The organism is Streptomyces azureus (assembly GCF_001270025.1).
Taxonomy (GTDB): domain Bacteria; phylum Actinomycetota; class Actinomycetes; order Streptomycetales; family Streptomycetaceae; genus Streptomyces; species Streptomyces azureus.
The window spans coordinates 18,127-38,434 of the sequence record NZ_DF968379.1; the positions used below are offsets into that span (position 1 = coordinate 18,127).

22 protein-coding genes are annotated in these 20,308 nt (G+C 71.5%); 13 read left to right on the forward strand and 9 right to left on the reverse strand.

The features are described 5' to 3' along the window. The first annotated feature begins 41 nt into the window (after positions 1-41). Positions 42-977 carry a sirohydrochlorin chelatase gene (locus AOQ53_RS31085; RefSeq protein ID WP_059422320.1) on the forward strand — a complete coding sequence of 312 codons (936 nt, stop codon included), beginning with the start codon at positions 42-44 and terminating at the stop codon, positions 975-977. Further along, positions 967-2,058: an Rv2231c family pyridoxal phosphate-dependent protein CobC gene (cobC, locus tag AOQ53_RS31090; protein WP_059422321.1), complete on the forward strand. Its 1,092-nt coding sequence runs from the start codon at positions 967-969 to the stop codon at positions 2,056-2,058. Before AOQ53_RS31085 ends, cobC begins: the two co-directional genes overlap by 11 nt. Before the next feature lie 302 nt (positions 2,059-2,360). On the opposite strand, the gene AOQ53_RS31095 is transcribed toward cobC, so the two are convergent. The 4 genes from AOQ53_RS31095 to AOQ53_RS31110 are packed head-to-tail and all read right to left on the reverse strand — an operon-like array spanning position 2,361 to position 5,934. Beyond that, positions 2,361-3,452: an amidohydrolase family protein gene (locus AOQ53_RS31095; protein ID WP_059422322.1), complete on the reverse strand. Its 1,092-nt coding sequence runs from the start codon at positions 3,450-3,452 to the stop codon at positions 2,361-2,363. Between the two features lie 21 nt (positions 3,453-3,473). After that, complete coding sequence (locus tag AOQ53_RS31100) at positions 3,474-4,265, reverse strand: amino acid ABC transporter ATP-binding protein (RefSeq protein WP_059422324.1); 792 nt, start codon at positions 4,263-4,265, stop codon at positions 3,474-3,476. After that, entirely contained in the window at positions 4,262-5,098 is an 837-nt protein-coding gene (locus AOQ53_RS31105) for an amino acid ABC transporter permease (protein WP_059422325.1), read from the reverse strand. Before AOQ53_RS31105 ends, AOQ53_RS31100 begins: the two co-directional genes overlap by 4 nt. Beyond that, positions 5,095-5,934: a transporter substrate-binding domain-containing protein gene (locus tag AOQ53_RS31110; RefSeq protein ID WP_059422326.1), complete on the reverse strand. Its 840-nt coding sequence runs from the start codon at positions 5,932-5,934 to the stop codon at positions 5,095-5,097. The genes AOQ53_RS31105 and AOQ53_RS31110 overlap by 4 nt, the downstream gene beginning before the upstream one ends. A gap of 186 nt (positions 5,935-6,120) precedes the next feature. Here AOQ53_RS31110 and AOQ53_RS31115 point away from each other — a divergent pair, with 186 nt between their 5' ends. The 6 genes from AOQ53_RS31115 to thpD all read left to right on the forward strand — a co-directional run bounded on the left by AOQ53_RS31115 (position 6,121) and on the right by thpD (position 11,318). After that, complete coding sequence (locus AOQ53_RS31115) at positions 6,121-7,221, forward strand: pyridoxal-phosphate-dependent aminotransferase family protein (protein ID WP_059422328.1); 1,101 nt, start codon at positions 6,121-6,123, stop codon at positions 7,219-7,221. Positions 7,222-7,263: 42 nt separating this feature from the next. Then, positions 7,264-7,791: a DinB family protein gene (locus AOQ53_RS31120; RefSeq protein WP_059422329.1), complete on the forward strand. Its 528-nt coding sequence runs from the start codon at positions 7,264-7,266 to the stop codon at positions 7,789-7,791. A 338-nt stretch (positions 7,792-8,129) separates the two neighbouring features. Continuing rightward, positions 8,130-8,636, forward strand: coding sequence for a diaminobutyrate acetyltransferase (gene ectA, locus AOQ53_RS31125; RefSeq protein ID WP_059422330.1), 507 nt, complete (start codon positions 8,130-8,132; stop codon positions 8,634-8,636). Positions 8,637-8,688: 52 nt separating this feature from the next. Continuing rightward, positions 8,689-9,960: a diaminobutyrate--2-oxoglutarate transaminase gene (gene ectB, locus AOQ53_RS31130; RefSeq protein ID WP_059422331.1), complete on the forward strand. Its 1,272-nt coding sequence runs from the start codon at positions 8,689-8,691 to the stop codon at positions 9,958-9,960. A 43-nt stretch (positions 9,961-10,003) separates the two neighbouring features. Then, positions 10,004-10,402, forward strand: a complete 399-nt coding sequence (locus AOQ53_RS31135; RefSeq protein WP_059422332.1) for an ectoine synthase — start codon at positions 10,004-10,006, stop codon at positions 10,400-10,402. A gap of 16 nt (positions 10,403-10,418) precedes the next feature. After that, positions 10,419-11,318: an ectoine hydroxylase gene (thpD, locus tag AOQ53_RS31140; protein WP_174523379.1), complete on the forward strand. Its 900-nt coding sequence runs from the start codon at positions 10,419-10,421 to the stop codon at positions 11,316-11,318. Between the two features lie 167 nt (positions 11,319-11,485). Here thpD and AOQ53_RS31145 read toward each other — a convergent pair whose 3' ends face one another. The 5 genes from AOQ53_RS31145 to AOQ53_RS31165 form a co-directional block, all read right to left on the reverse strand. Then, on the reverse strand, positions 11,486-12,538 hold the full coding sequence (locus AOQ53_RS31145) for an aminotransferase class V-fold PLP-dependent enzyme (protein ID WP_174523377.1): 1,053 nt from the start codon (positions 12,536-12,538) through the stop codon (positions 11,486-11,488). Positions 12,539-12,633: 95 nt separating this feature from the next. Next, entirely contained in the window at positions 12,634-13,347 is a 714-nt protein-coding gene (locus AOQ53_RS31150; protein ID WP_059422336.1) for a DsbA family oxidoreductase, read from the reverse strand. Between the two features lie 77 nt (positions 13,348-13,424). Further along, positions 13,425-13,919 (reverse strand): GNAT family N-acetyltransferase, encoded by a 495-nt coding sequence (locus tag AOQ53_RS31155; RefSeq protein ID WP_174523378.1) that lies wholly within the window; start codon positions 13,917-13,919, stop codon positions 13,425-13,427. 45 nt (positions 13,920-13,964) lie between these two features. Further along, positions 13,965-14,573 carry a DUF1349 domain-containing protein gene (locus AOQ53_RS31160; RefSeq protein ID WP_059422337.1) on the reverse strand — a complete coding sequence of 203 codons (609 nt, stop codon included), beginning with the start codon at positions 14,571-14,573 and terminating at the stop codon, positions 13,965-13,967. Between the two features lie 98 nt (positions 14,574-14,671). Beyond that, positions 14,672-16,201, reverse strand: coding sequence for an aldehyde dehydrogenase (NADP(+)) (locus tag AOQ53_RS31165; RefSeq protein WP_078945586.1), 1,530 nt, complete (start codon positions 16,199-16,201; stop codon positions 14,672-14,674). A 132-nt stretch (positions 16,202-16,333) separates the two neighbouring features. On the opposite strand from AOQ53_RS31165, the gene AOQ53_RS31170 reads away from it, so the two are divergent. From AOQ53_RS31170 to AOQ53_RS31190, 5 genes are all read left to right on the forward strand, one after another. Continuing rightward, on the forward strand, positions 16,334-17,107 hold the full coding sequence (locus tag AOQ53_RS31170) for an IclR family transcriptional regulator (protein WP_010037854.1): 774 nt from the start codon (positions 16,334-16,336) through the stop codon (positions 17,105-17,107). A 3-nt stretch (positions 17,108-17,110) separates the two neighbouring features. Beyond that, positions 17,111-17,581, forward strand: a complete 471-nt coding sequence (locus AOQ53_RS31175) for a GNAT family N-acetyltransferase (RefSeq protein ID WP_059422339.1) — start codon at positions 17,111-17,113, stop codon at positions 17,579-17,581. Positions 17,582-17,671: 90 nt separating this feature from the next. Beyond that, positions 17,672-18,679, forward strand: coding sequence for a hypothetical protein (locus AOQ53_RS31180; RefSeq protein ID WP_059422341.1), 1,008 nt, complete (start codon positions 17,672-17,674; stop codon positions 18,677-18,679). After that, positions 18,676-19,965, forward strand: coding sequence for a sensor histidine kinase (locus AOQ53_RS31185; protein ID WP_059422343.1), 1,290 nt, complete (start codon positions 18,676-18,678; stop codon positions 19,963-19,965). The genes AOQ53_RS31180 and AOQ53_RS31185 overlap by 4 nt, the downstream gene beginning before the upstream one ends. Continuing rightward, a partial coding sequence (locus AOQ53_RS31190; protein ID WP_148640397.1) for a response regulator occupies positions 19,962-20,308 on the forward strand: 347 nt, incomplete at its 3' end. The genes AOQ53_RS31185 and AOQ53_RS31190, both read left to right, overlap by 4 nt.

The window sequence follows — 20,308 nt, forward strand, 5'->3', positions numbered from 1 at the left end:
AACCGCGTCGTCCACCACCCCACGTCCGCCGAGGAGAACCTGTGACCACCCCGCCCGCCCTGCTCATCGCCGGCCACGGCACCCGTGACGACGCCGGAGCCGAGGCGTTCCGCGACTTCGTGCGGGAGCTGGGGACCCGCCACCCGGAACTGCCCGTAGCGGGCGGCTTCATCGAACTGTCCCCGCCGCCGCTGGGCGAGGCCGTCGCCGAGCTGGTGGAGCGGGGCGTACGGCGGTTCGCCGCCGTGCCTTTGATGCTGGTGTCCGCCGGGCACGCCAAGGGCGACATCCCGGCGGCGCTGGCCCGCGAGAAGGAGCGCCACCCCGGGATCTCGTACACGTACGGGCGTCCGCTGGGCCCGCATCCGACGCTGCTGAACGTGCTGGAGCGGCGGCTGGACGAGGCGCTGGGCGGCGCCGCGGGGCGCCGGCCGGGTGACCGGGCCGATGTGACGGTGCTGCTGGTGGGGCGGGGGTCGACGGACCCGGACGCCAACGCCGAGGTGCACAAGGCGGCGCGGCTGCTGTGGGAGGGGCGCGGGTACGCGGGGGTCGAGACGGCGTTCGTGTCGCTGGCGGCGCCGGACGTGCCGAGCGGACTCGACCGGTGCGCGCGGCTGGGTGCCCGCCGGATCGTGGTGCTCCCCTACTTCCTGTTCACCGGCATCCTGCCGGACCGGGTGCGGCTTCAGACGGAGGGCTGGGCGGCGGCGCACCCGGAGGTCGAGGTGCGCTCGGCCGACGTCATCGGGCCGGAGCCGGAGCTGCTGGACCTGGTGTGGGAGCGGTACGCGGAGGCCGTCGAGGGTGATCTGCGGATGAACTGCGACTCGTGCGTGTACCGCGTCGCGCTGCCGGGCTTCGAGGACAAGGTGGGGATGCCGCAGCAGCCGCACTTCCACCCGGACGACGACGGCCACCACCACGGGCCCGGACACGGGCACCACCACCATGGGGCGCACTCGCATGCGCACTGAAAATCCCGTGGGCACGGAGAAACTCACGGGCACGGAAAGCGGCCACGATCTGCGGCACCACGGGGACGCGGAGGTCCGGGACGGCGGCGGCTCGCTCGTCGATCTCGCCGTGAACGTCCGCGCGGACACTCCGCCGACGTGGCTGCGGGAGCACATCGCCGCGTCGCTGGACGGGCTGGCGGCCTACCCGGACGGGCGGGCCGCACGCGCGGCGGTGGCGGCGCGGCACGGCCTGCCGGTGGAGCGGGTGCTGCTGACTGCGGGGGCGGCGGAGGCGTTCGTGCTGCTGGCGCGGGCACTGAAGGTGCGGCGGCCGGTCGTCGTCCACCCGCAGTTCACGGAGCCGGAGGCCGCGCTGCGCGACGCGGGGCACACGGTCGACCGGGTGCTGCTGCGGGAGGAGGACGGCTTCCGGCTGGACCCGGCGGCCGTCCCCGAGGCCGCTGACCTGGTGGTGATCGGCAATCCGACGAACCCGACGTCGGTGTTGCACCCGGCGGAGGTGATCGCCTCTCTCGCCCGGCCCGGGCGGCTGCTGGTGGTGGACGAGGCGTTCATGGACGCGGTGCCGGGCGAGCGGGAGGCCCTGGCGGACCGCGTCGACGTGCCCGGGCTCGTGGTGCTGCGCAGCCTGACCAAGACGTGGGGGCTGGCCGGGCTGCGGATCGGGTACGTGCTGGCGGCGCCGGAGACCATCGAGGACCTGGAGCGGGCACAGCCGCTGTGGCCGGTGTCGACGCCGGCACTGGCCGCGGCACAGGCGTGCGTGGGGCCACGGGCGGTGGCGGAGGCGGCCCACGCGGCACACCGCGTCGCCGCGGACCGGGCCCACCTGCTGACGGGCCTCGCCCGCTTCGCCCAGGCCGGGCTACGGGTGGTCGAGCCCGCACAGGGCCCGTTCGTCCTGATCCGTCTCCCGCACGCGGCGTCCGTACGCAGCCGCCTGCGCGGCCTCGGCTACGCCGTGCGGCGCGGGGACACCTTCCCCGGCCTGGACGAGGAGTGGCTGCGACTGGCGGTGCGGGACCGGAGGACGGTGGACGGGTTCCTACGGTCGCTGGAGCGTGCGGTGGCGGGCTGACGGCTCACCGCCGGGCGGCGGTCCCGGCCGTCTCCGTCCCGGTCGGCGTGCCGTCCCGGTCGGCGTGCCGTCCTGGGGGCGGCGGGACAGCAGGACGCTGGTGACGACGACCCAGAGCCCGGCGGCCATCAAGGCGAAGAAGCCGACCCAGGGGATGCAGATCAGAGACAGGCTCGGGCCCCGCAAGGAATCGCGCACCCGGCGTACGCCGACAGCGTTCTGACGCCTCTTCACTCCAACGTGGTGATACCGGGGACGCTTTCGAATCCCCCGGCACAGACGTTCCCCGGCGTCGCCCGCGGCTACCCGACCACGCGCCCGTTCAGCACCACCCGGCGCGGTGCCGCCAGCACGCCCACGTCCTTCCGCGGGTCCTCGTCGTAGACGACGAGGTCGGCCGGGGCGCCCTCGTCCAGGCCGGGGCGGCCGAGCCAGGCCCGGGCCGTCCAGGTCCCCGCGGCCAGGGCCTCGACGGGCGGGATGCCCGCGGTGACCAGTTCGGCGACCTCGGACGCCGCGAGGCCGTGGGCGAGTCCGCCGCCCGCGTCGGTACCGACGAAGACCGGGATCCCGGCGTCGTAGGCGCCCCGCACGGTGTCGTAGCGGCGCTCGTGGAGCCGGCGCATATGGGCCGACCAGCGCGGGAACCGGGCCTCGCCACCGTCGGCGAGCTGCGGGAAGGTCGCGATGTTGACCAGCGTCGGGACGATGGCGACGCCCCGTTCGGCGAACAGCGGGATGAGGTCCTCGGTCAGGCCCGTCGCGTGCTCGATGCAGTCGATGCCCGCCTCGACGAGGTCCTGGAGGGAGTCCTCCGAGAAACAGTGCGCGGTGACCCGGGCGCCCAGGCGGTGCGCCTCGGCGATCGCCGCCTCCACCGCCCCGCGCGGCCAGCAGGCCGACAGGTCGCCGAGGTCGCGGTCGATCCAGTCGCCGACCAGCTTCACCCAGCCGTCGCCGCGCCGCGCCTCCTGGGCGACGTAGGCGACCAGGTCGTCCGGCTCGATCTCCCAGGCGTAGTTGCGGATGTAGCGGCGGGTGCGGGCGATGTGCCGCCCGGCACGGATGATCTTCGGCAGGTCGTCGCGGTCGTCGATCCAGCGGGTGTCGGAGGGCGAGCCCGCGTCGCGGATCAGCAGCGTGCCCGCGTCCCGGTCGGTCAGCGCCTGCTTCTCGGCGACGTCCTGCGGGACCGCGCCGTGCCGGTCGAGTCCCACGTGGCAGTGCGCGTCGACGAGGCCGGGCAGGGCCCAGCCCCTGACGGTACGGATGTCGCGGGCGCCGGCGGGACGGTCGTAGGAGATCCGGCCGTCGACGACCCACAGCTCGTCGCGGACCTCCTCGGGTCCGACGAGCACCCGTCCCTTCACGTGCAGCACCGTGCGATCGCTCATGTACGGCACCCTAGTCAGCCGCTAGTCGGCCTTGCCCACCTGGTCCGAGGTCTCCTCCTCCACCTCGGCCATGGCGGGGTCGAGGAGGCGGGAGAGGAAGTGGCGGGTGCGGTCGTGGCGCGGGTTGCCGATGACCTGCTCGGGGGTGCCGTCCTCGACGATCACGCCGCCGTCCATGAAGACGACCCGGTCGGCGACCTCGCGGGCGAAGGTCATCTCGTGGGTGACGACCATCATCGTCATGCCCTCGTCGGCGAGCATGCGCATCACCGCGAGGACGTCCCCGACCAGTTCGGGGTCCAGCGCCGAGGTCGGCTCGTCGAACAGCATCACCTCGGGGCCCATGGCCAGGGCCCGGGCGATGGCGACGCGCTGCTGCTGGCCGCCGGAGAGGGAGGAGGGGTAGGCGGCCGCCTTCTCGGACAGGCCCACGCGCGCCAGGTTCTCGGCGGCCACCTTCGCGGCCGCCGCCTTGTCGCGGCGCAGCACCCGCCGCTGCGGCAGGGTGAGGTTCTCGGTCACCGTCAGGTGCGGGAACAGGTTGAACTGCTGGAAGACCATGCCGATGCGGCGACGAGCGGCGTCGATGTCGACGTCCGGGTCGGTCAGTTCCGTACCTCCGACGAACACCTGCCCCTTGGTCGGCTCCTCCAGCAGGTTCACGCAGCGCAGCAGCGTCGACTTGCCGGAGCCGGACGGGCCGATGACGCAGACCACCTCGCCCCGGCCGATCTCCAGGTCGATGCCGCGCAGCACCTCGTTGGCGCCGAACGACTTGTGCAGCGCGCGTACCTCGATCTCGGGTCGGCTCATTTCACGGCCTCCTGGGCCTTCGCCTCCATGCGGCGTACGACGAAGCCGAGCGGGATCGTGACCAGCAGGTAGCACAGTCCGGCGACCAGGATCGGCGTGGAGTTGGCGGTCTGGCTGGCCAGGTCGCGGCCGTACTTGGACAGTTCGCGCTCCTCCAGGGTGACGCCGAGGAAGAGCACCAGCGAGGAGTCCTTGAACAGCAGCACCAGTTCGTTGGTGAGCGGCGGGAGGATGATCCGGAACGCCTGCGGGATGATGATGGAGATCATCGCACGCGCGGGCGAGAAACCGAGCGAACGGGCCGCCTCCATCTGTCCCTTGGGCACGGCCTGGATGCCGGCGCGGATCGTCTCGGCCATGTACGCGGCGGCCACCAGGCCGAGCGCCAGGGCGACCTTGCCGTACGTGCCGCCGATGATCTCGGTGCCGGGGAAGGCCAGCGGCACGGCGACGCCGATGAAGATGAAGATCAGCAGGGCGGGCAGCCCGCGGAAGATCTCGATGTAGATCCCGGCGAGCCAGCGGTACGGGCCCACGGAGGACAGCCGCATCAGCGCGATCACCATGCCGAGGGCCAGCCCCACGGCGAAGCCGGTCACCGTGTAGAGCACGGTGTTCTTCAGCGCCAGCGTGATGACGTCCGGGAACATGCGCTCGGCGATGTCCGCCTGCGCGAACTGGTTCTGGAGCCGGTCCCAGTCGGCCGAGACCGCGAAGACGATCACGGCCGCGACGAAGACGGCGTACTGGACGCCGCGCGAGATGCTGCGCTTCTGCCGCCGGGTGAGGCCCTTCTTCTTCGGCTGGACTTCGGGCGCGGCCGTGTCGGTCATGAGGCGGCGGGCGACGCGGCGGACTCGTCGTACGGGCCGATCCACTGCTCGTACAGCTTCTTGTACGTGCCGTCGGCCTTGGCGTCCTTGATCGCCTTGTTGATCGCGGCGCGGAGCTTGGTGTTGCCCTTCTTCACCGTGAAGCCGTACTGCTCACCGGTGTCGAGGTTGTCGACGACCTCGAAGGCGTCGGCGTTGGCCTTGTCCTTCAGCCAGCCCTGGACGACGGGGTAGTCGATGATCACGGCCTGGACCTGGCCGGTGCGCAGACCGTTGAGGACGGCGTCGGAGGACTCGAAGGAGACCGGGTCGAGGCCCTTGCTCTTGGCGTAGTCCTCACCGGTCGTCTGCGCCTGGGCGCCGAGCTTCTTGCCCTTCAGGCCGGCGAAGGAGCCGATGCCGCTCTTCTTGTCGACCAGCACGGCCTGGGTGGCGTTGAAGTACGGGTCGGAGAAGTCGACGTTCTTCTTGCGCTCCTCGGTGATGGTCATGCCGGCCGCGGCGAGGTCGCACTCGCCGGAGTTGAGGAACGCGCCGGTCTTGAAGTTCTCGAAGGGCGTGTCGAGGATGTCCTGCTTGACGCCCAGGTCCTTGGCGACCAGGTCGACCAGCGAGACGTCGAAGCCCTGCACCTTGCCGTCGATCTCCGACTGGAACGGCGGATACGGCAGGTGGGTGCAGGTGGTGAGCTTGCCCGCCTTGACGAGTTCGACGCCGCCCGCGGCCGTCTTCGTGCCGCCGCCGTCGGTGGAGGTGCAGCCGGCCACGAGCAGCAGCCCGGCCGTCGCGGTGGTGGCGGCCAGGATGCGGGCCCGATGCCCGGGGTGCGTGTTCACGGCGAGCCTCCTGTGAGTGAACTGTGGGTTCCGATCATAAGGAGAAGTTTGAGCCGCTGAAAACAATCCGATGGCCGCGGGGGCATCGGGCCTGCGAAGTCACCGGTCGACGAGGGCCGGGGCGCGGCGGTTACGCTCGTTCCCGTTGTTCCCGCGAGTAGTCCCCGCACGTGAAGAGAGTGCCCCGTGACGCATCCGTTTCTGGACCTTGCCCCGCTCGGTGCGGACCGTTTCGCCGCGATCGAGGACCGTGTGGCGCGGCTGCTGAGCACCGAGCAGGACGTCGTGATCATGCAGGGTGAGGCGCTGCTGCCGCTGGAGGGCGCGATCCGTGCCGCGGCCGGTCCGGGCACGACGGCCCTGAACGTCATCACGGGCCCGTACGGGCAGACCTTCGGCGACTGGCTGCGGGACTGCGGCGCGACGGTGGTCGACCTGGCGGTGCCCTTCCACACGGCGGTCACGGCCGAGCAGATCCGGCAGGCCTTCGCCGAGCACCCGGAGATCGACTTCGTGTCGCTGGTGCACGCGGAGGCGGCGACCGGCAACACGAATCCGGTCGCGGAGATCGGCGGGGTGGTGCGTGAGCACGGGGCCCTGTTCTACCTGGACGCGGTGGCGTCGATCGGCGCCGAGCCGGTGCTGCCGGACGCGTGGGGCGTGGACCTGTGCGTGATCGGGGCGCAGAAGGCGATGGGCGGGCCGGCCGGGGTGTCGGCGGTGTCGGTGAGCGAGCGGGCCTGGGCCCGGATGGCGGCGAACCCTCGCGCGCCGCGCCGGTCGTATCTGTCACTGCTCGACTGGAAGGAGCGGTGGATCGACGGCGGCCGCAAGGCGCTGCTGCACGCGCCCGCGCAGCTGGAGATGCTGGCGCTTCAGGCATGTGTGGAGCGGATCGAGGCGGCGGGGCTGGACGCGGTGATGGCCCGGCATGCGTCGGCCGCGGCTGCCACGCGGGCCGGGGCGGTCGCGCTCGGTGGCGGGCTGGAGCCGTATGTGTACGAGGCGCGGGACGCGGCGCCCGTCGCCACGACGCTCCGGGCGCCGTCCGGGGTGGTGGCCTCGGAGCTGGTGTGGCGGGCGCTTCAGGCGGATCCGGCGGTGCCGGTCGCCGTCGGCGGGGGTGCGTTGGCCAAGGAGATGATCCGGGTCAACCACTATGGGCCCGATGCGACACCGGGGGCCGTGCGGGCGAGTCTGGCGGCGCTGGGCGCAGCGCTCTCGGAGGCGGGGCTGCCGGTGGACGTGGAGGGGGCGCTGCGGGCGGCCGAGGAGGCGTGGCAGTAGGCGGAGCCCGCCGTTGTCAGTGGTCCGTGCCAAGCTCCCCGCATGACCACCGACACCCCCATCACCCTTCCCGACGGCCGTCCCGTCCCGCACCTGACCGGTGACGAGCGGGCCATGCTGGAGAGCTGGCTGGACTTCCACCGGGCCACGCTGGCGCTGAAGTGCGCCGGGCTGGACGACGCGCAGGTGCGGACCGCGTCGGCCGAGCCGTCCACACTGACGCTGCTCGGGCTGGTGCAGCACCTCGCCGAGGTCGAGCGGAACTGGTTCCAGCGGGTGGCCGCCGGGCTCGACGTGCCGCCGGTGTACGAGGACGGCACCGGCTACGCGCTGGCCCCGGGGCGGGGACTCGACGAGGCGCTCGGGATCTGGCGGCGGGAGATCGAGCGGGGGCGGGAGCTGTGTGCGGGGCTGCCGCTGGACCACATCGGGCGGGTCGCCGAGGGGCCGGTGCCCGGGATGGAGGTCAGCATGCGCTGGGTGCTGATCCACATGATCGAGGAGTACGCCCGGCACAACGGTCATGCCGATCTCCTGCGGGAACGTATCGACGGAGTGACCGGGGCCTGAATTAAACGTGTTTCCGAGACGACTCACATGTAAGCTGGCACACAATTAGGAATTGTTTCAAGAACAGCTTCCCGTATTCTTCTGCCCGCTTTCCCTGATCCTAAACACAAAGATTTTGAGGACGCCTGGAGAAGGAATTCGGGCAGATCTCGTGGCGATTACACGGCTGTGACGCGTTACACACTGTGACTGCTTTGCCCGGTATTACCCGGACAATATCGGGCATATCGCCGCCCTTTTGCGCGAACCCTCGCGCCCGCGCGATAACACAAGCCTGGCTCATACGTAACCCCTATCGGCGATGCAATTTTGAATTTCGCTGGGTAAGTTCAATTCGCATGACTGCCGTACAAGCAGATCCGCAAATCGACCGCCCAACGGTGGCTGACGGAGCCGCGCTCTGGCGGATGGCGAAGGACTCGAAGGTTCTCGACCTGAACTCGTCCTACAGCTATCTGCTGTGGTGCCGCGACTTCGCGGCCACGTCGGCCGTGGCGCGTGACGAGCACGGCGAGCCGATGGGTTTCATCACCGGGTACGTGCGGCCGGACAGCCCGCACACCCTGCTGGTCTGGCAGGTGGCGGTGGACGAGGCGCACCGCGGGCGCGGGCTGGCCGCCACGCTGCTCGACGGTCTTGTCGCCCGGACCGTCGCCGAACGCGGGGTGACGACGGTGGAGACCACCATCACCCCGGGCAACACCGCCTCGGAGCGCCTGTTCACGTCGTTCGCCGAGCGGCACGGCGCCCGGCTGGAGCGCGAGGTGCTGTTCGACACGGCCGTGTTCCCCGACGGGCCGCACGACCCCGAGGTCCTGTACCGCATCGGCCCGCTGTCCCACTGACTTTCCCCCCGACTCCCTCAGACTTCCCCCACGCACCGAGGAGCGATTCGTCGTGACCATCACCCAGCCCGACCTGAGTGTCTTCGAGACCGTTGAGTCCGAGGTACGCAGCTACTGCCGCGGCTGGCCCACCGTCTTCGACCGTGCGGTGGGCAGCCGCATGTACGACGAGGACGGCCATGAGTACCTCGACTTCTTCGCCGGAGCCGGGTCACTGAACTACGGGCACAACAACCCCGTCCTGAAACGCGCCCTGATCGACTACCTCGAGCGGGACGGCGTCACGCACGGGCTCGACATGTCGACCACCGCCAAGCGCACGTTCCTGGAGGCCTTCCAGAACCTGCTGCTGCGGCCGCGCGACCTGCCGTACAAGGTCATGTTCCCGGGCCCGACCGGCACCAACGCCGTGGAAGCCGCGCTGAAGCTGGCGCGGAAGGTGAAGGGCCGCGAGTCGATCGTGTCCTTCACCAACGCCTTCCACGGCATGTCGCTGGGCTCGCTGGCCGTGACCGGCAACGCCTTCAAGCGGGCCGGCGCCGGTATCCCGCTGGTGCACGGCACGCCCATGCCGTTCGACAACTACTTCGACGGCACCGTCGAGGACTTCCTGTGGTTCGAGCGGCTGCTGGAGGACCAGGGCTCCGGCCTGAACAAGCCGGCCGCCGTGATCGTCGAGACCGTGCAGGGCGAGGGCGGCATCAACGTGGCCCGGCCCGAGTGGCTGCGCGCCCTGTCCGAGCTGTGCGAGCGCCAGGACATGCTGCTGATCGTCGACGACATCCAGATGGGCTGCGGCCGTACCGGCGCCTTCTTCTCCTTCGAGGAGGCGGGCATCACGCCGGACATCGTCACCGTCTCGAAGTCGATCAGCGGCTACGGCCTGCCGATGTCGCTGTGCCTGTTCAAGCCGGAGCTCGACGTCTGGGAGCCCGGCGAGCACAACGGCACCTTCCGCGGCAACAACCCCGCCTTCGTCACGGCGACCGCGGCCCTGGAGGCGTACTGGGCCGACGGCTCCGCGATGGAGAAGCAGACCCGCAAGCGCGGCGAGCAGGTCGAGCAGGCGCTGATCTCCATCACCGAGGAGAACCTGGCCGACGTGAAGGAGTACCGGGGCCGCGGCCTGGTGTGGGGCATGGAGTTCCACGACAAGGACCGTGCGGGCAAGATCGCCAAGCGCGCCTTCGAGCTCGGGCTGCTCATCGAGACGTCCGGGCCCGAGAGCGAGGTCGTGAAACTGCTCCCCGCCCTGACCATCACGCCGGAGGAACTGGACGAGGGCCTGTCGACGCTGGCCCGCGCCGTCCGCGAGACCGCCTGACCGAACAACCGGCACCACCCCATTTAGGAGGCATCGCAGCACCGTGATTGTCCGTTCGTTCAAGGAGATCGAAGGTACCGACCGGCACGTGAAGTCGGCGTCCGGCACGTGGGAGAGCAAACGCATCGTCCTCGCCAAGGAGAAGGTCGGCTTCTCCCTGCACGAGACGATCCTGTACGCGGGTACGGAGACATCGATGTGGTATGCGAACCACATCGAGGCCGTCGTCTGCGTGGAGGGCGAGGCCGAGCTGACCGACCGCGAGACCGGGAAGTCGTACACCATCACGCCCGGGACCATGTACCTCCTGGACGGGCACGAGAAGCACACGCTGCGGATCAAGAAGGACTTCCGCTGCCTCTGCGTCTTCAATCCGCCCGTGACCGGACGGGAGGACCACGACGAGAACGGCGTTTACCCGCTGCTCACCGAGGAGGTGTGACGTTTCCATGACCGCCATCACCGACACCACCACCGGTATCCCCGACCTGTACCCCAGTCGTGGCGCCACCGAGGTGCTCACCCCGCGCCAGGACCCGGTCGTCTGGGGCGCCCCCGACGCGCCCGGCCCGGTCGCGCCGGCCGACCTGCTGTCCTTCGAGCGTGACGGCTTCCTCGCCATCGACGAGCTCATCACCGACGACGAGGTCGCCGTCTACCGCAACGAGCTGAACCGGCTGGTGAACGATCCGGACATCCGCGCCGACGAGCGGTCGATCGTCGAGCCGAAGTCCAAGGAGATCCGCTCGGTCTTCGAGGTGCACAAGATCAGCGAGGTGTTCGCCAAGCTGGTGCGGGACGAGCGGGTCGTCGGCCGGGCGCGGCAGATCCTCGGCTCGGACGTCTACGTCCACCAGTCGCGGATCAACGTCAAGCCGGGCTTCGGGGCCAGTGGCTTCTACTGGCACTCGGACTTCGAGACGTGGCACGCCGAGGACGGTCTGCCGCGGATGCGCACGGTGTCGGTCTCGATCGCGCTGACCGAGAACTACGACACCAACGGCGGGCTCATGATCATGCCGGGGTCGCACAAGACGTTCCTCGGGTGCGCGGGGGCCACGCCGAAGGACAACTACAAGAAGTCGTTGCAGATGCAGGACGCGGGCACGCCGTCGGACGACGCGCTGACCCTGCTGGCCTCGCAGCACGGCATCAAGTTGTTCACGGGCAAGGCCGGTTCGGCGACGTGGTTCGACTGCAACTGCATGCACGGCTCCGGCGACAACATCACGCCGTTCCCGCGCAGCAACGTGTTCATCGTGTTCAACAGCGTGGAGAACACGGCGGTGGAACCGTTCGCGGCGCCGGTGCGGCGACCGGAGTTCATCGGGGCGCGGGACTTCACCCCGGTACGGTGACCGACCCCCCAGCCGGGGGTCCGGGGGTCGCACCCCCGGAGAACACAGCATCGGCGCGCGGGACTTCACAGCACTGCGGTGACCGCTGCTCGCCGGTGAAGTGACCGGATGACACAGCTGCCGGGTGGGGCCTCCTCGTGTGGGACGGGAGGCCCCACCCGGTTTTGTCATGCGGCCAGGACCCCCAGCAGACGGTCGACGTCCGCCGGGGTGTTGTAGAGGTGGAACGCCGCCCGCAGATTCCCCGCCCGGTCGGACACCTCGATGCCCGCGCGGCTCAGCTCGCTCTGCCGGTGGCCAAGACCCGGCACGGACACGATCGCCGAGCCCGGCGCGGGCACCGGCGCGTGCCCCAGCTCGGCGAGCCCGACACGGAAGCGGTCCGCGAGGGCGACGTCGTGGGCGTGCACGACGTCGACGCCGATCTCCTCCAGCAGTTCCAGGGAGGCGCGCAGCCCGGCGTAGGTGAAGAGTGCGGGGCTGATGTCGAAGCGCCGTGCGGAGTGGGCGAGTTCCTCGACCGGGCCGTAGCAGCTCTCCCAGGGGACCTCACCGGCGACCCAGCCGGCGAGCAGCGGCGTGAGCCCGCCGAAGTCCTGCGGGGTGACGAAGAACGCGGCCCCGTGCGGCCCGAGCAGCCACTTGAAGCCGACGGCGGCCAGGAAGTCGTCGGCGTCGGCCTCCATCGGCAGCCAGCCGGCCGACTGGGAGGCGTCGACGTAGGTGCGGGCGCCGTGTGCGCGGGCCGCCTCGCGCACGGCCGGCAGGTCGGCGAGCCGGCCGTCGGCGGACTGGGCGGTGCTGACCGCGACGAGCGCCGTGCCGGGGCGGACGGATTCGGCGAGCCGCTCCAGGGGCACGGCGCGCACCTTGAGGTCGCCGCGCGCGTGGAAGGGGTTCACCAGGGAGGCGAAGTCGGCCTCCGCGGTGAGGACTTCGGCGCCCGCCGGCAGCGAGGCGGCGATCAGCCCGCCGTACTCGGCGACCGAGGCGCCGGTGGCGACCCGCTCGGCCGGCACGCCGGCCAGCCGCGCGAACGAAGCGCGGGCGGCCTCGACGTCCTCGTACAGGGGACCCAGGGGCGTACCCTCCGCGCGCATCCGCACGGCCTGCTGTACGGCGGTGACGGTACGGGCGGGCAGGAGCCCGTTGCTCGCGGTGTTGAGGTAGGTGTGCTTCGGGGTGAACTCGGCACGGACGAGGTTCTCGAAGGTCTCCATGGAACCACTCTGCGTCCCCTGGATCTCCCCGTCCATTGCCGATTTCTGCGCGATGTCGCTAAGGAGCGCTTATAGATACGTCCCGACCTGCGATTTCAGCGCTGGGGCACCGCACAGCCGTCCGGGCCGCACGCGTCCGCGTCCCCGCTGTCCACGATCTTCAGCGGCGAGCGCTCGCCGTACGCCTGGGTCAGGGCCTGGGTGAAGACCTCCGCGGGCTGGGCACCGGAGACGCCGTACTTGCGGTCGAGCACGAAGAACGGCACACCGCTCGCGCCGAGCTGCGCGGCCTCGCGCTCGTCGGCGCGTACGTCGTCGGCATAGGCGCCGGGGTCGGCGAGCACCGCACGGACGGCCTCCGCCTCCAGCCCGGCGGCCACGGCGAGCTCCACCAGCCGCTCGTCGTCGTTGAAGACGGAGCGCTCCTCGGCGAAGTTCGCCCGGTACAGCAGGTCGAGCAGCTGCTCCTGGCGCCCCTGCTCCTTGGCGAAGTGGAGCAGGCGGTGCATGTCGAAGGTGCTGCCGTGGTCGCGGCCCCGGGTGCGGTAGTCCAGCCCCTCGGCGGCGGCCTGCGCGCCCAGGTTGTCCTCACCGGCCTCGGCCTGCGCCTGGCTCATCCCGTACTTCCTGGTGAGCATCGTGATCACGGGCTGGATGTCGTCCTTGGCGCGGCCCGGGTCCAGCTCGAAGGAGCGGTGCACCACCTCGACGTCGTCACGGTGCGGGAAGTCCCGCAGCGCCTTCTCGAAGCGGGCTTTGCCCACGTAGCACCAGGGGCAGGCGATGTCGCTCCAGATCTCGACGCGCATGTCTTCGGCTCTCTCCAGTCTCGTACGGGGTGCGGAGACTCCCTCCAGCGAGTTGATGAACGTTCAAGCAGCTGGGTTCATTCCGCGGCCAGGCGGAACCGCATCGTCAGGTGGTGATCCCCGGGCTCGGCCGGTTCCGGCACCCATCCCTGCCGCCGGTAGAAACCCTGCGCCCGCCGGTTGTCGACATGCACGTCGAGGAGGGCGGTCCGCCGGCCGTCGGCCTGCCACTCCTCGACGCACGCCGCGTGCAGGGCGGTGCCGACACCGCGGCGCCAGTGGTCGGGGTCGACGTGGAACTGGAACAGCTTCACCGTGTCCGCCGGGGCGCCTTCGGGAGTGCGGAAGGAGGCCAGGCCGACGATGCGCCCCGCCTCCACTACGCACAACACCCGCCCGTCCGGCCGCGCGAGGGCGCTCTGCCAGGCGGCGAGCCAGTCGGTGCCGTCCTGCGGCAGCCCGTCGGGGTAGTACGTCGCCCTGGCACGCGCGTGCAGTGCGACGATGCCCTCCACCTCGGCGGGCAGGGCGGTACGGATCACCCTGTCCGGGGTCACTCGGTTCTTGATCACGCAGCGGAAGACGTCACCGGCCGGGACGCGGTTCCCCGGCAGACCTCAGCTTCCGTCGCGCAGGTCGTTCGGCCAGTGCGGCCTGAACTCGATGTGGTCGTACGTCACCACGCAGCCCTCCCCCATCGGCGACTGGGTCATGAAGCCGATCAGGGCCGCACCCGCCTCCTTCTCGTCGCCCAGGGTGAAGAGGCGGACGAAGGTCCACCGTTCACCGTCGCGGGAGGCGTGGAAGGCGAAGGCGCGGCCGGTGCGACTCACCCGGAGCCAGACGGAACTGCCGTCGACGGTGAAGGAGTTGGCGTCGTCCGAGTGGCCCCGGGTGACCACCGTGCAGACGGTGGGCACGTCCGGGGAGTACTCCAGGCAGAGCTTGGCCCAGGCGCGCTCGCCGACATGCGCGTAGAGCACCCCGGCGTCGAAGGCCGCGCCGAACCCGACCGTGACCCGGGCGATCAGCTGGAAGTCCCCTTCGGGCGCCCCGAGCAGCCGCGGCGCGTCGGAGGCGGGGTCCAGCGCCTCCCCCGTGGGCGGCACGAACCGATCCTGCCGCGCCCCGGCCCACCCGGTGAGCACACCGTCTTCATAGGACCACTGCGCCTCGGGCCCGTAGGAGCGCAAGGGGAACGGAAGTTCGGGTATCTCGAGATCCATTCGACCGAGTCTCCCAGGTCCGACGTCCAGGGGCGCGGGGAACCGCGCGACAAGCCACAACGAACCTGCAGCCCGCAACTCGCCGCGCCCCTACGGCGCTATCGCTCCAGACGCCCGTTGAACCGCCGCGGCAGCCCCAATGGGTTCTCATCCCGCAGCTCCGCCGGCAGCAGCGCCTCCGGCGCGTTCTGATACACCACCGGCCGCAGCCACCGCTCGATCGCCGTCCCGCCCACCGACGTGGACGTCGACGTCGTGGCCGGGTACGGCCCGCCGTGATGCTGAGCCGGCGCTACGGCGACGCCCGTGGGCCAGCCGTTCACCAGCACACGCCCGGCCAGCGGCGTCAGCTCCTGGAGAAGCTCCGCGCCCCGGCCCTGGCCGGCGGCCTCCTCCTCGGACAGCTGCACCGTAGCCGTGAGGTTGCCCGGCAGACGCGACAGCACGGCCTTCACCTCGGCCTCGTCCTCGTAGCGGACCACCACGGTGACCGGCCCGAAGCACTCCTCCAGGAGCAGGTCGTGCTCCCCCTCCTCCGCCAGCCTGCTCGCCGGAACCGTGAGGAAGCCCGCACTGACGGTGTGCTCGCCGCCCGCGCCGGGCGTGACCGGGGAGTCGACGTCGGGCAGCTCGGCCCGCTCGGCGACGCCGGCGACGAAGTTGTCGCGCATGCGGTGGTCGAGCAGGACCCCGGCGTCGGTGTCGCTGACCGCGTCGGTCAGCGACTTCAGCAGGGCGTCACCGGCGGCGCCGGCCGGCGCGAGGACGAGGCCCGGCTTCACACAGAACTGGCCGACGCCCAGCGTCATCGACCCGGCGAGGCCCGCGCCGATCGTCTCGGCCCGCTCGGCGGCCGCGGCCTCGGTGACCACGACCGGGTTCAGCGAGCCCAGCTCGCCGTGGAAGGGGATCGGGACCGGGCGGGCGGCAGCCGCGTCGAAGAGGGCCCGGCCACCGCGCACCGATCCGGTGAAGCCGGCAGCCGAGACCAGCGGGTGCTTGATCAGCTCGACGCCCGCCTCGAAGCCGTGCACCAGCCCGAGGACCCCCTCGGGGATGTCGTGCCGGGCGGCGGCGCGGCGCAGCACCTTCGCGACGTACTCGGACAGGGCCGGGTGGTCCGGGTGCGCCTTGACGACGACCGGGCAGCCGGCCGCGAGGGCGCTCGCGGTGTCGCCGCCGGCGACCGAGAAGGCGAACGGGAAGTTCGACGCCGAGTACACGGCGACGACACCCAGGGGCACCTTGTAACGGCGCAGGTCGGGGATCGGCGGCGTCGCGGTGTCGTCGGGGTGGTTGATGACGACGTCGAGGAAGGCGCCCTCGTCGACGATGTCGGCGAAGGCCCGCAGCTGGTAGCAGGTGCGGGCGAGCTCGCCGGTCAGCCGGACCGGGCCGAGCGCGGTCTCGGCGTCGGCGGTCTCGACGAGACCGTCCTTGGCCGCCTGCAGCTCCTCGGCGGCGCTGCGCAGGAAGGCGGCGCGGACGGCGCGGTCCGCCAGCGAGCCGCGCGCCTCGTGCGCGGCGCGGACGGCGGCGTCCACCTCCTGGGCTGTGGCCTCCACCGCAACCTGTTCACGCTGCTTCCCGGTTCGGGGGTCGACACTCCAGACTGGTGCTGCTGCCACCGCGGGTCCCTCCACACATGTAATGCCGCAGTACTGGGTCATCCACCAGGGGCGTTCGATATACTGAACGCCGTCTCTGATGATGAATATGCTGTGGAGACTATTTCCCGTCGAACGAAGGGGTCAAGGGCGATGTCGGCTGGCGAGACGGGCGGCGGGGCGCAGGTCAAGTCCGCGGTAAGAACGGTTGAACTGCTCGAATACTTCGCCGGGCGTCCCGGTATGCACTCCCTCGCGGCGGTCCAGGAGGCTGTCGGCTACCCCAAGTCCAGTCTCTACATGCTGCTCCGCACGCTCGTCGAGCTGGGCTGGGTGGAGACGGACGCGACGGGCACGCGGTACGGCATCGGCGTGCGGGCCCTGCTGGTCGGCACCTCCTACATCGACGGCGACGAGGTCGTGGCGGCGGCCCGGCCCACGCTGGACCGGCTCTCGGACGACACGACCGAGACGATCCACCTGGCCCGCCTCGACGGCACGAACGTCGTCTACCTCGCCACCCGCCAGTCGCAGCACTACCTGCGTCCCTTCACTCGGGTCGGCCGCCGCCTGCCCGCGCACTCCACGTCCCTCGGCAAGGCGCTGCTGAGCACCTACTCGGACGAGCAGGTCCGCAAGATGCTCCCGGAGACGCTGCCCGCGCTGACCGAGAACACGATCACCGACCGCGAGAAGCTCATCGAGGAGCTGCACCAGGTCCGGGAGCAGGGCTTCGCCGTGGACCGCGAGGAGAACACGCTGGGGCTGCGCTGCTTCGGCGTGGCCATCCCGTACCGCACGCCGGCGCGGGACGCGATCAGCTGCTCGGTGCCGGTGGCGCGGCTCACGCCGGCGCACGAACAGCTGGTGAAGGACGCGCTGTTCGACGCGCGGGACCGGCTGACACTGGCCACCCGTAGGCTCTGAGGCATGAACGTCGAGCTGCGCCAGGTCCACGACAGCGATCTGCCGGTCTTCTTCCGGCAGATGAACGACCCCGAGGCTCTCCACATGGCGGCCTTCACCCCCGAGGAACCGGCCGACCGGGACGCCTTCGACGCCCACTGGGCCCGGATCCGGTCCTCCGACGCCGTGGTCCGCACGGTGCTGGCCGACGGCGACGTGATCGGCAGCGCGGCGGTGTACGGGGAGCCGGGCGAACGCGAGGTGACGTACTGGGTCGACCGCGCGTACTGGGGGAAGGGCATCGCCACGGCGGCCCTGCGGGCGCTGCTGACGGAGGTGCCCGAGCGGCCCTTGTACGCCCGGGCGGCGTCGGACAACGCGGGCTCACTGCGCGTCCTGGAGAAGTGCGGCTTCCGTGCCGTCGCCACGGCCAGCGGGTTCGCCAACGCGCGGGGCGCCGAGATCGCGGAGACGGTCCTGATCCTGGAGGGATGAGCGGCAGCCCCCGCCTCTCCCCCGTGCGGCGGAGGCGGATCGTCGTCGTGCAGGAGGTGCCGTCGGGCTTCCTCGCGGGAGCCTGATCGCATGACGCAGTCATCCGCTACCGCAGCCGTCGCCGGCCCCGCCGTCCGCCTCAGCGCGCCCCGGCGGATCCTCCGTGCCGTCGCCGTCCTCTCCTGTGTGCCGTACCTCGGGCTCAAGGCAGCCTGGATCGCCGGGAGTCACGTCGGCATCCCCGAGGGCAGCGGCCTGCTCGACGACCGGGTGGGCATGGCCGTGATCAACGGTCTGTCCGTGCTGGTGGACAGCGCGGTGATCGTGCTGGCGCTGGTACTGACCCGGCCGTGGGGGCTGCGGGTGCCCGCGTGGCTGCTGGCGTTTCCCATGTGGGTCGCCACCGGACTGCTCGCGCCGATCATGGCCGGGTTCCCGGCGCAGCTGGTCGTGAGGGCGTTCGGAGGCGGTGCCGGACCGGAACAGGACCGTGAGCCCTTCCTCCACGAGTGGGTGTTCACCGTGGTGTACACGGGGTTCGTCCTCCAAGGGCTCGCCCTGGGCGCCCTGTTCGTGCTCTACGCCCGCGACCGCTGGGGGCACCTGTGGCGCGGGCGGGTGTGGGAGCTGCCCGTCGGTGTCGTGGGGCCGGCGCACCGGGCCCTCGCCGCCGTGGCCGCCGTGCTCGCCCTTCTGCCCCTCACCCTCCACGTCCTCTGGGCCTGCGGCGGTACGGCCGGACTCAGCGAGGGCCGGGCGGCGGACCGGGGCGGTGACTTCTACGTCCTGGCAGCGGTCTACGTGCTGTTCCTCGTCGCGGCCGTCGCCGGCGGCTTCCTGCTGGCCTTCCGGCGCGGCCGGGCGCTGCCCGTGGCGGTGCCGCTCGGCCTGGCCTGGGTCGGCTCGGGCGCCGTGGCCTGCTGGGGCGGCTGGCTGACGCTCGCCTCCCTCGGAGGTGTGGAGGACATCGCCGACCGTCCGACGCCGCTGATGAACCTCGCCTACTCTGGGCAGATGCTCGTCGGCTTCCTCGTCGCCGCCATCGGCGTCTACTACTTCGCCGAGCGCTCGGCCCGGGCCGCACGGCGGGCCGCGTGAGACAGGCGGCCCGGTCCCTGTTCGGCCGGCGGGCCCGGCTGCGCTGGGTGCATCTGATCCTCGGCGGCGCGCTCGCCATGCCGTACGTCCTGGTCGGCTCGGTGATCATCGGTCCGGCCACCGGCAGCACGAACGTCTTCGGGTCCTTCCCGCTCCAGCTCGCCTCCTTCGCCGTGGGGCTGCCGCTCGCCGCCGTCACGTCCGTGTTCCCGCTGACCCGGCCGCTGGAGGCCGCCGCCGTGCGCTGGCTGTGCGGTGTCGACGCGGACCGGCTCGCCTTCGGACCGGCCCGGACGCGGGGCGAGAAGGGCCGTACGGCGAGCTGGTTCACGCTGCATCTCGGGGTCGGCGGGATCATCGCCGGGATGTCGCTCGCCGTGCCGCCGTTCGCCGCCGTGCTGATCCTGCTGCCGGTCTTCGCGGGAGCGGGCGGCACCCGGCTCGGGCTGCCCGAAGTCTTCGGCCACGCCTGGGCGTTGGCGCTCGCGCCGGTCGCGGGCGCGGCGATGCTCGTCGCCCTCGCCGGCTGCGCCGCCGGCAGCGGTGCGCTGCTCGCCCGCTGGGCGCCCGCGCTGCTCGGCCCGTCTCCCGAGGGCCGGCTCGCGGCCGCCGAGGCACGCGCCGCCGACCTCGCCGTACGCAACCGGCTGGCGCGGGAGCTGCACGACTCCGTCGGCCACGCGCTGAGCGCCGTCACCCTCCAGGCGAGCGCGGCGCGCCGCGTCCTCGATTCCGACCCGGAGTTCGTCCGCGAGGCTCTCTCCGCGATCGAGGACACGACCCGGCGTACGGTCGGCGAACTCGACGCCGTGCTGGGCGTGTTGCGTGAGGGGGACGCCCCCCGTACGGCCCCGGCGCCGACCCTCGCGGCCGACCTCGACGGGCTGCTGCGCCGTACTCGGGCCGGCGGACAGCGCGTGACGGCCACGGTCGACGCCGACCCGGAGTCCCTGCCCCCGCTGCTGTCCCGCGAGGGCTACCGGATCGTGCAGGAGGGGCTGAGCAACGCCCTCAGGCACGCGGGCGACCGGGTCGCCGTGGACGTCCGGATCGCGGTGACGGGAGGGGAGCTGGAGATCACCGTGGAGAATCCGGTGACCGGCCCCGCGGCGGTCACCGGCCCCGCGTCCTCCCGCCCCGGCGGCGGCCACGGGCTGCGCGGCATCGCGGACCGGGTCAGGCTGCTCGGCGGGACCATGACGGCCGGACCGGCCGCCGGATCGTCCGGACCGGCCGGACAGACCTGGCGGCTGCACGTACGTCTGCCGATGAAAGGACCCGCATGACCCGCCCGACGCCGATCCGTGTCGTCCTCGCCGACGACGAGCGCATGGTCCGCACCGCGCTGCGCGCCATCCTCTCCGCCGAGCCGGACCTGGAGGTGGTGGGCGAGGCGGCCACCGGCGCCGAGGCCGTGTCGGTCGTACGGGACCTGCGGCCGGACGTCGTCCTCATGGACGTCCGCATGCCGGAGACCGACGGCATCCGCGCCACCGAGCAGATCCTCGCAACCCTGGACGAGCCGCCCCGGATCGTCGTCGTGACGACCTTCGAGAACGACTCGTACGTGTACGACGCGCTGCGTGCCGGAGCCGCCGGGTTCCTGCTGAAGCGGGCGGACGCCGACGC

Bases quoted from the DNA above. Each gene is read 5' to 3' on its own strand.
- AOQ53_RS31105 (WP_059422325.1), bottom strand. From the start codon at position 5,098: ATGACCGACACGGCCGCGCCCGAAGTCCAGCCGAAGAAGAAGGGCCTC.
- ectA (WP_059422330.1), top strand. From the start codon at position 8,130: ATGACTGCCGTACAAGCAGATCCGCAAATCGACCGCCCAACGGTGGCT.
- AOQ53_RS31175 (WP_059422339.1), top strand. From the start codon at position 17,111: ATGAACGTCGAGCTGCGCCAGGTCCACGACAGCGATCTGCCGGTCTTC.
- AOQ53_RS31100 (WP_059422324.1), bottom strand. From the start codon at position 4,265: ATGAGCCGACCCGAGATCGAGGTACGCGCGCTGCACAAGTCGTTCGGC.
- cobC (WP_059422321.1), top strand. From the start codon at position 967: ATGCGCACTGAAAATCCCGTGGGCACGGAGAAACTCACGGGCACGGAA.
- AOQ53_RS31120 (WP_059422329.1), top strand. From the start codon at position 7,264: ATGACCACCGACACCCCCATCACCCTTCCCGACGGCCGTCCCGTCCCG.
- AOQ53_RS31180 (WP_059422341.1), top strand. From the start codon at position 17,672: ATGACGCAGTCATCCGCTACCGCAGCCGTCGCCGGCCCCGCCGTCCGC.
- AOQ53_RS31160 (WP_059422337.1), bottom strand. From the start codon at position 14,573: ATGGATCTCGAGATACCCGAACTTCCGTTCCCCTTGCGCTCCTACGGG.
- AOQ53_RS31095 (WP_059422322.1), bottom strand. From the start codon at position 3,452: ATGAGCGATCGCACGGTGCTGCACGTGAAGGGACGGGTGCTCGTCGGA.
- AOQ53_RS31145 (WP_174523377.1), bottom strand. From the start codon at position 12,538: ATGGAGACCTTCGAGAACCTCGTCCGTGCCGAGTTCACCCCGAAGCAC.
- AOQ53_RS31170 (WP_010037854.1), top strand. From the start codon at position 16,334: ATGTCGGCTGGCGAGACGGGCGGCGGGGCGCAGGTCAAGTCCGCGGTA.
- AOQ53_RS31150 (WP_059422336.1), bottom strand. From the start codon at position 13,347: ATGCGCGTCGAGATCTGGAGCGACATCGCCTGCCCCTGGTGCTACGTG.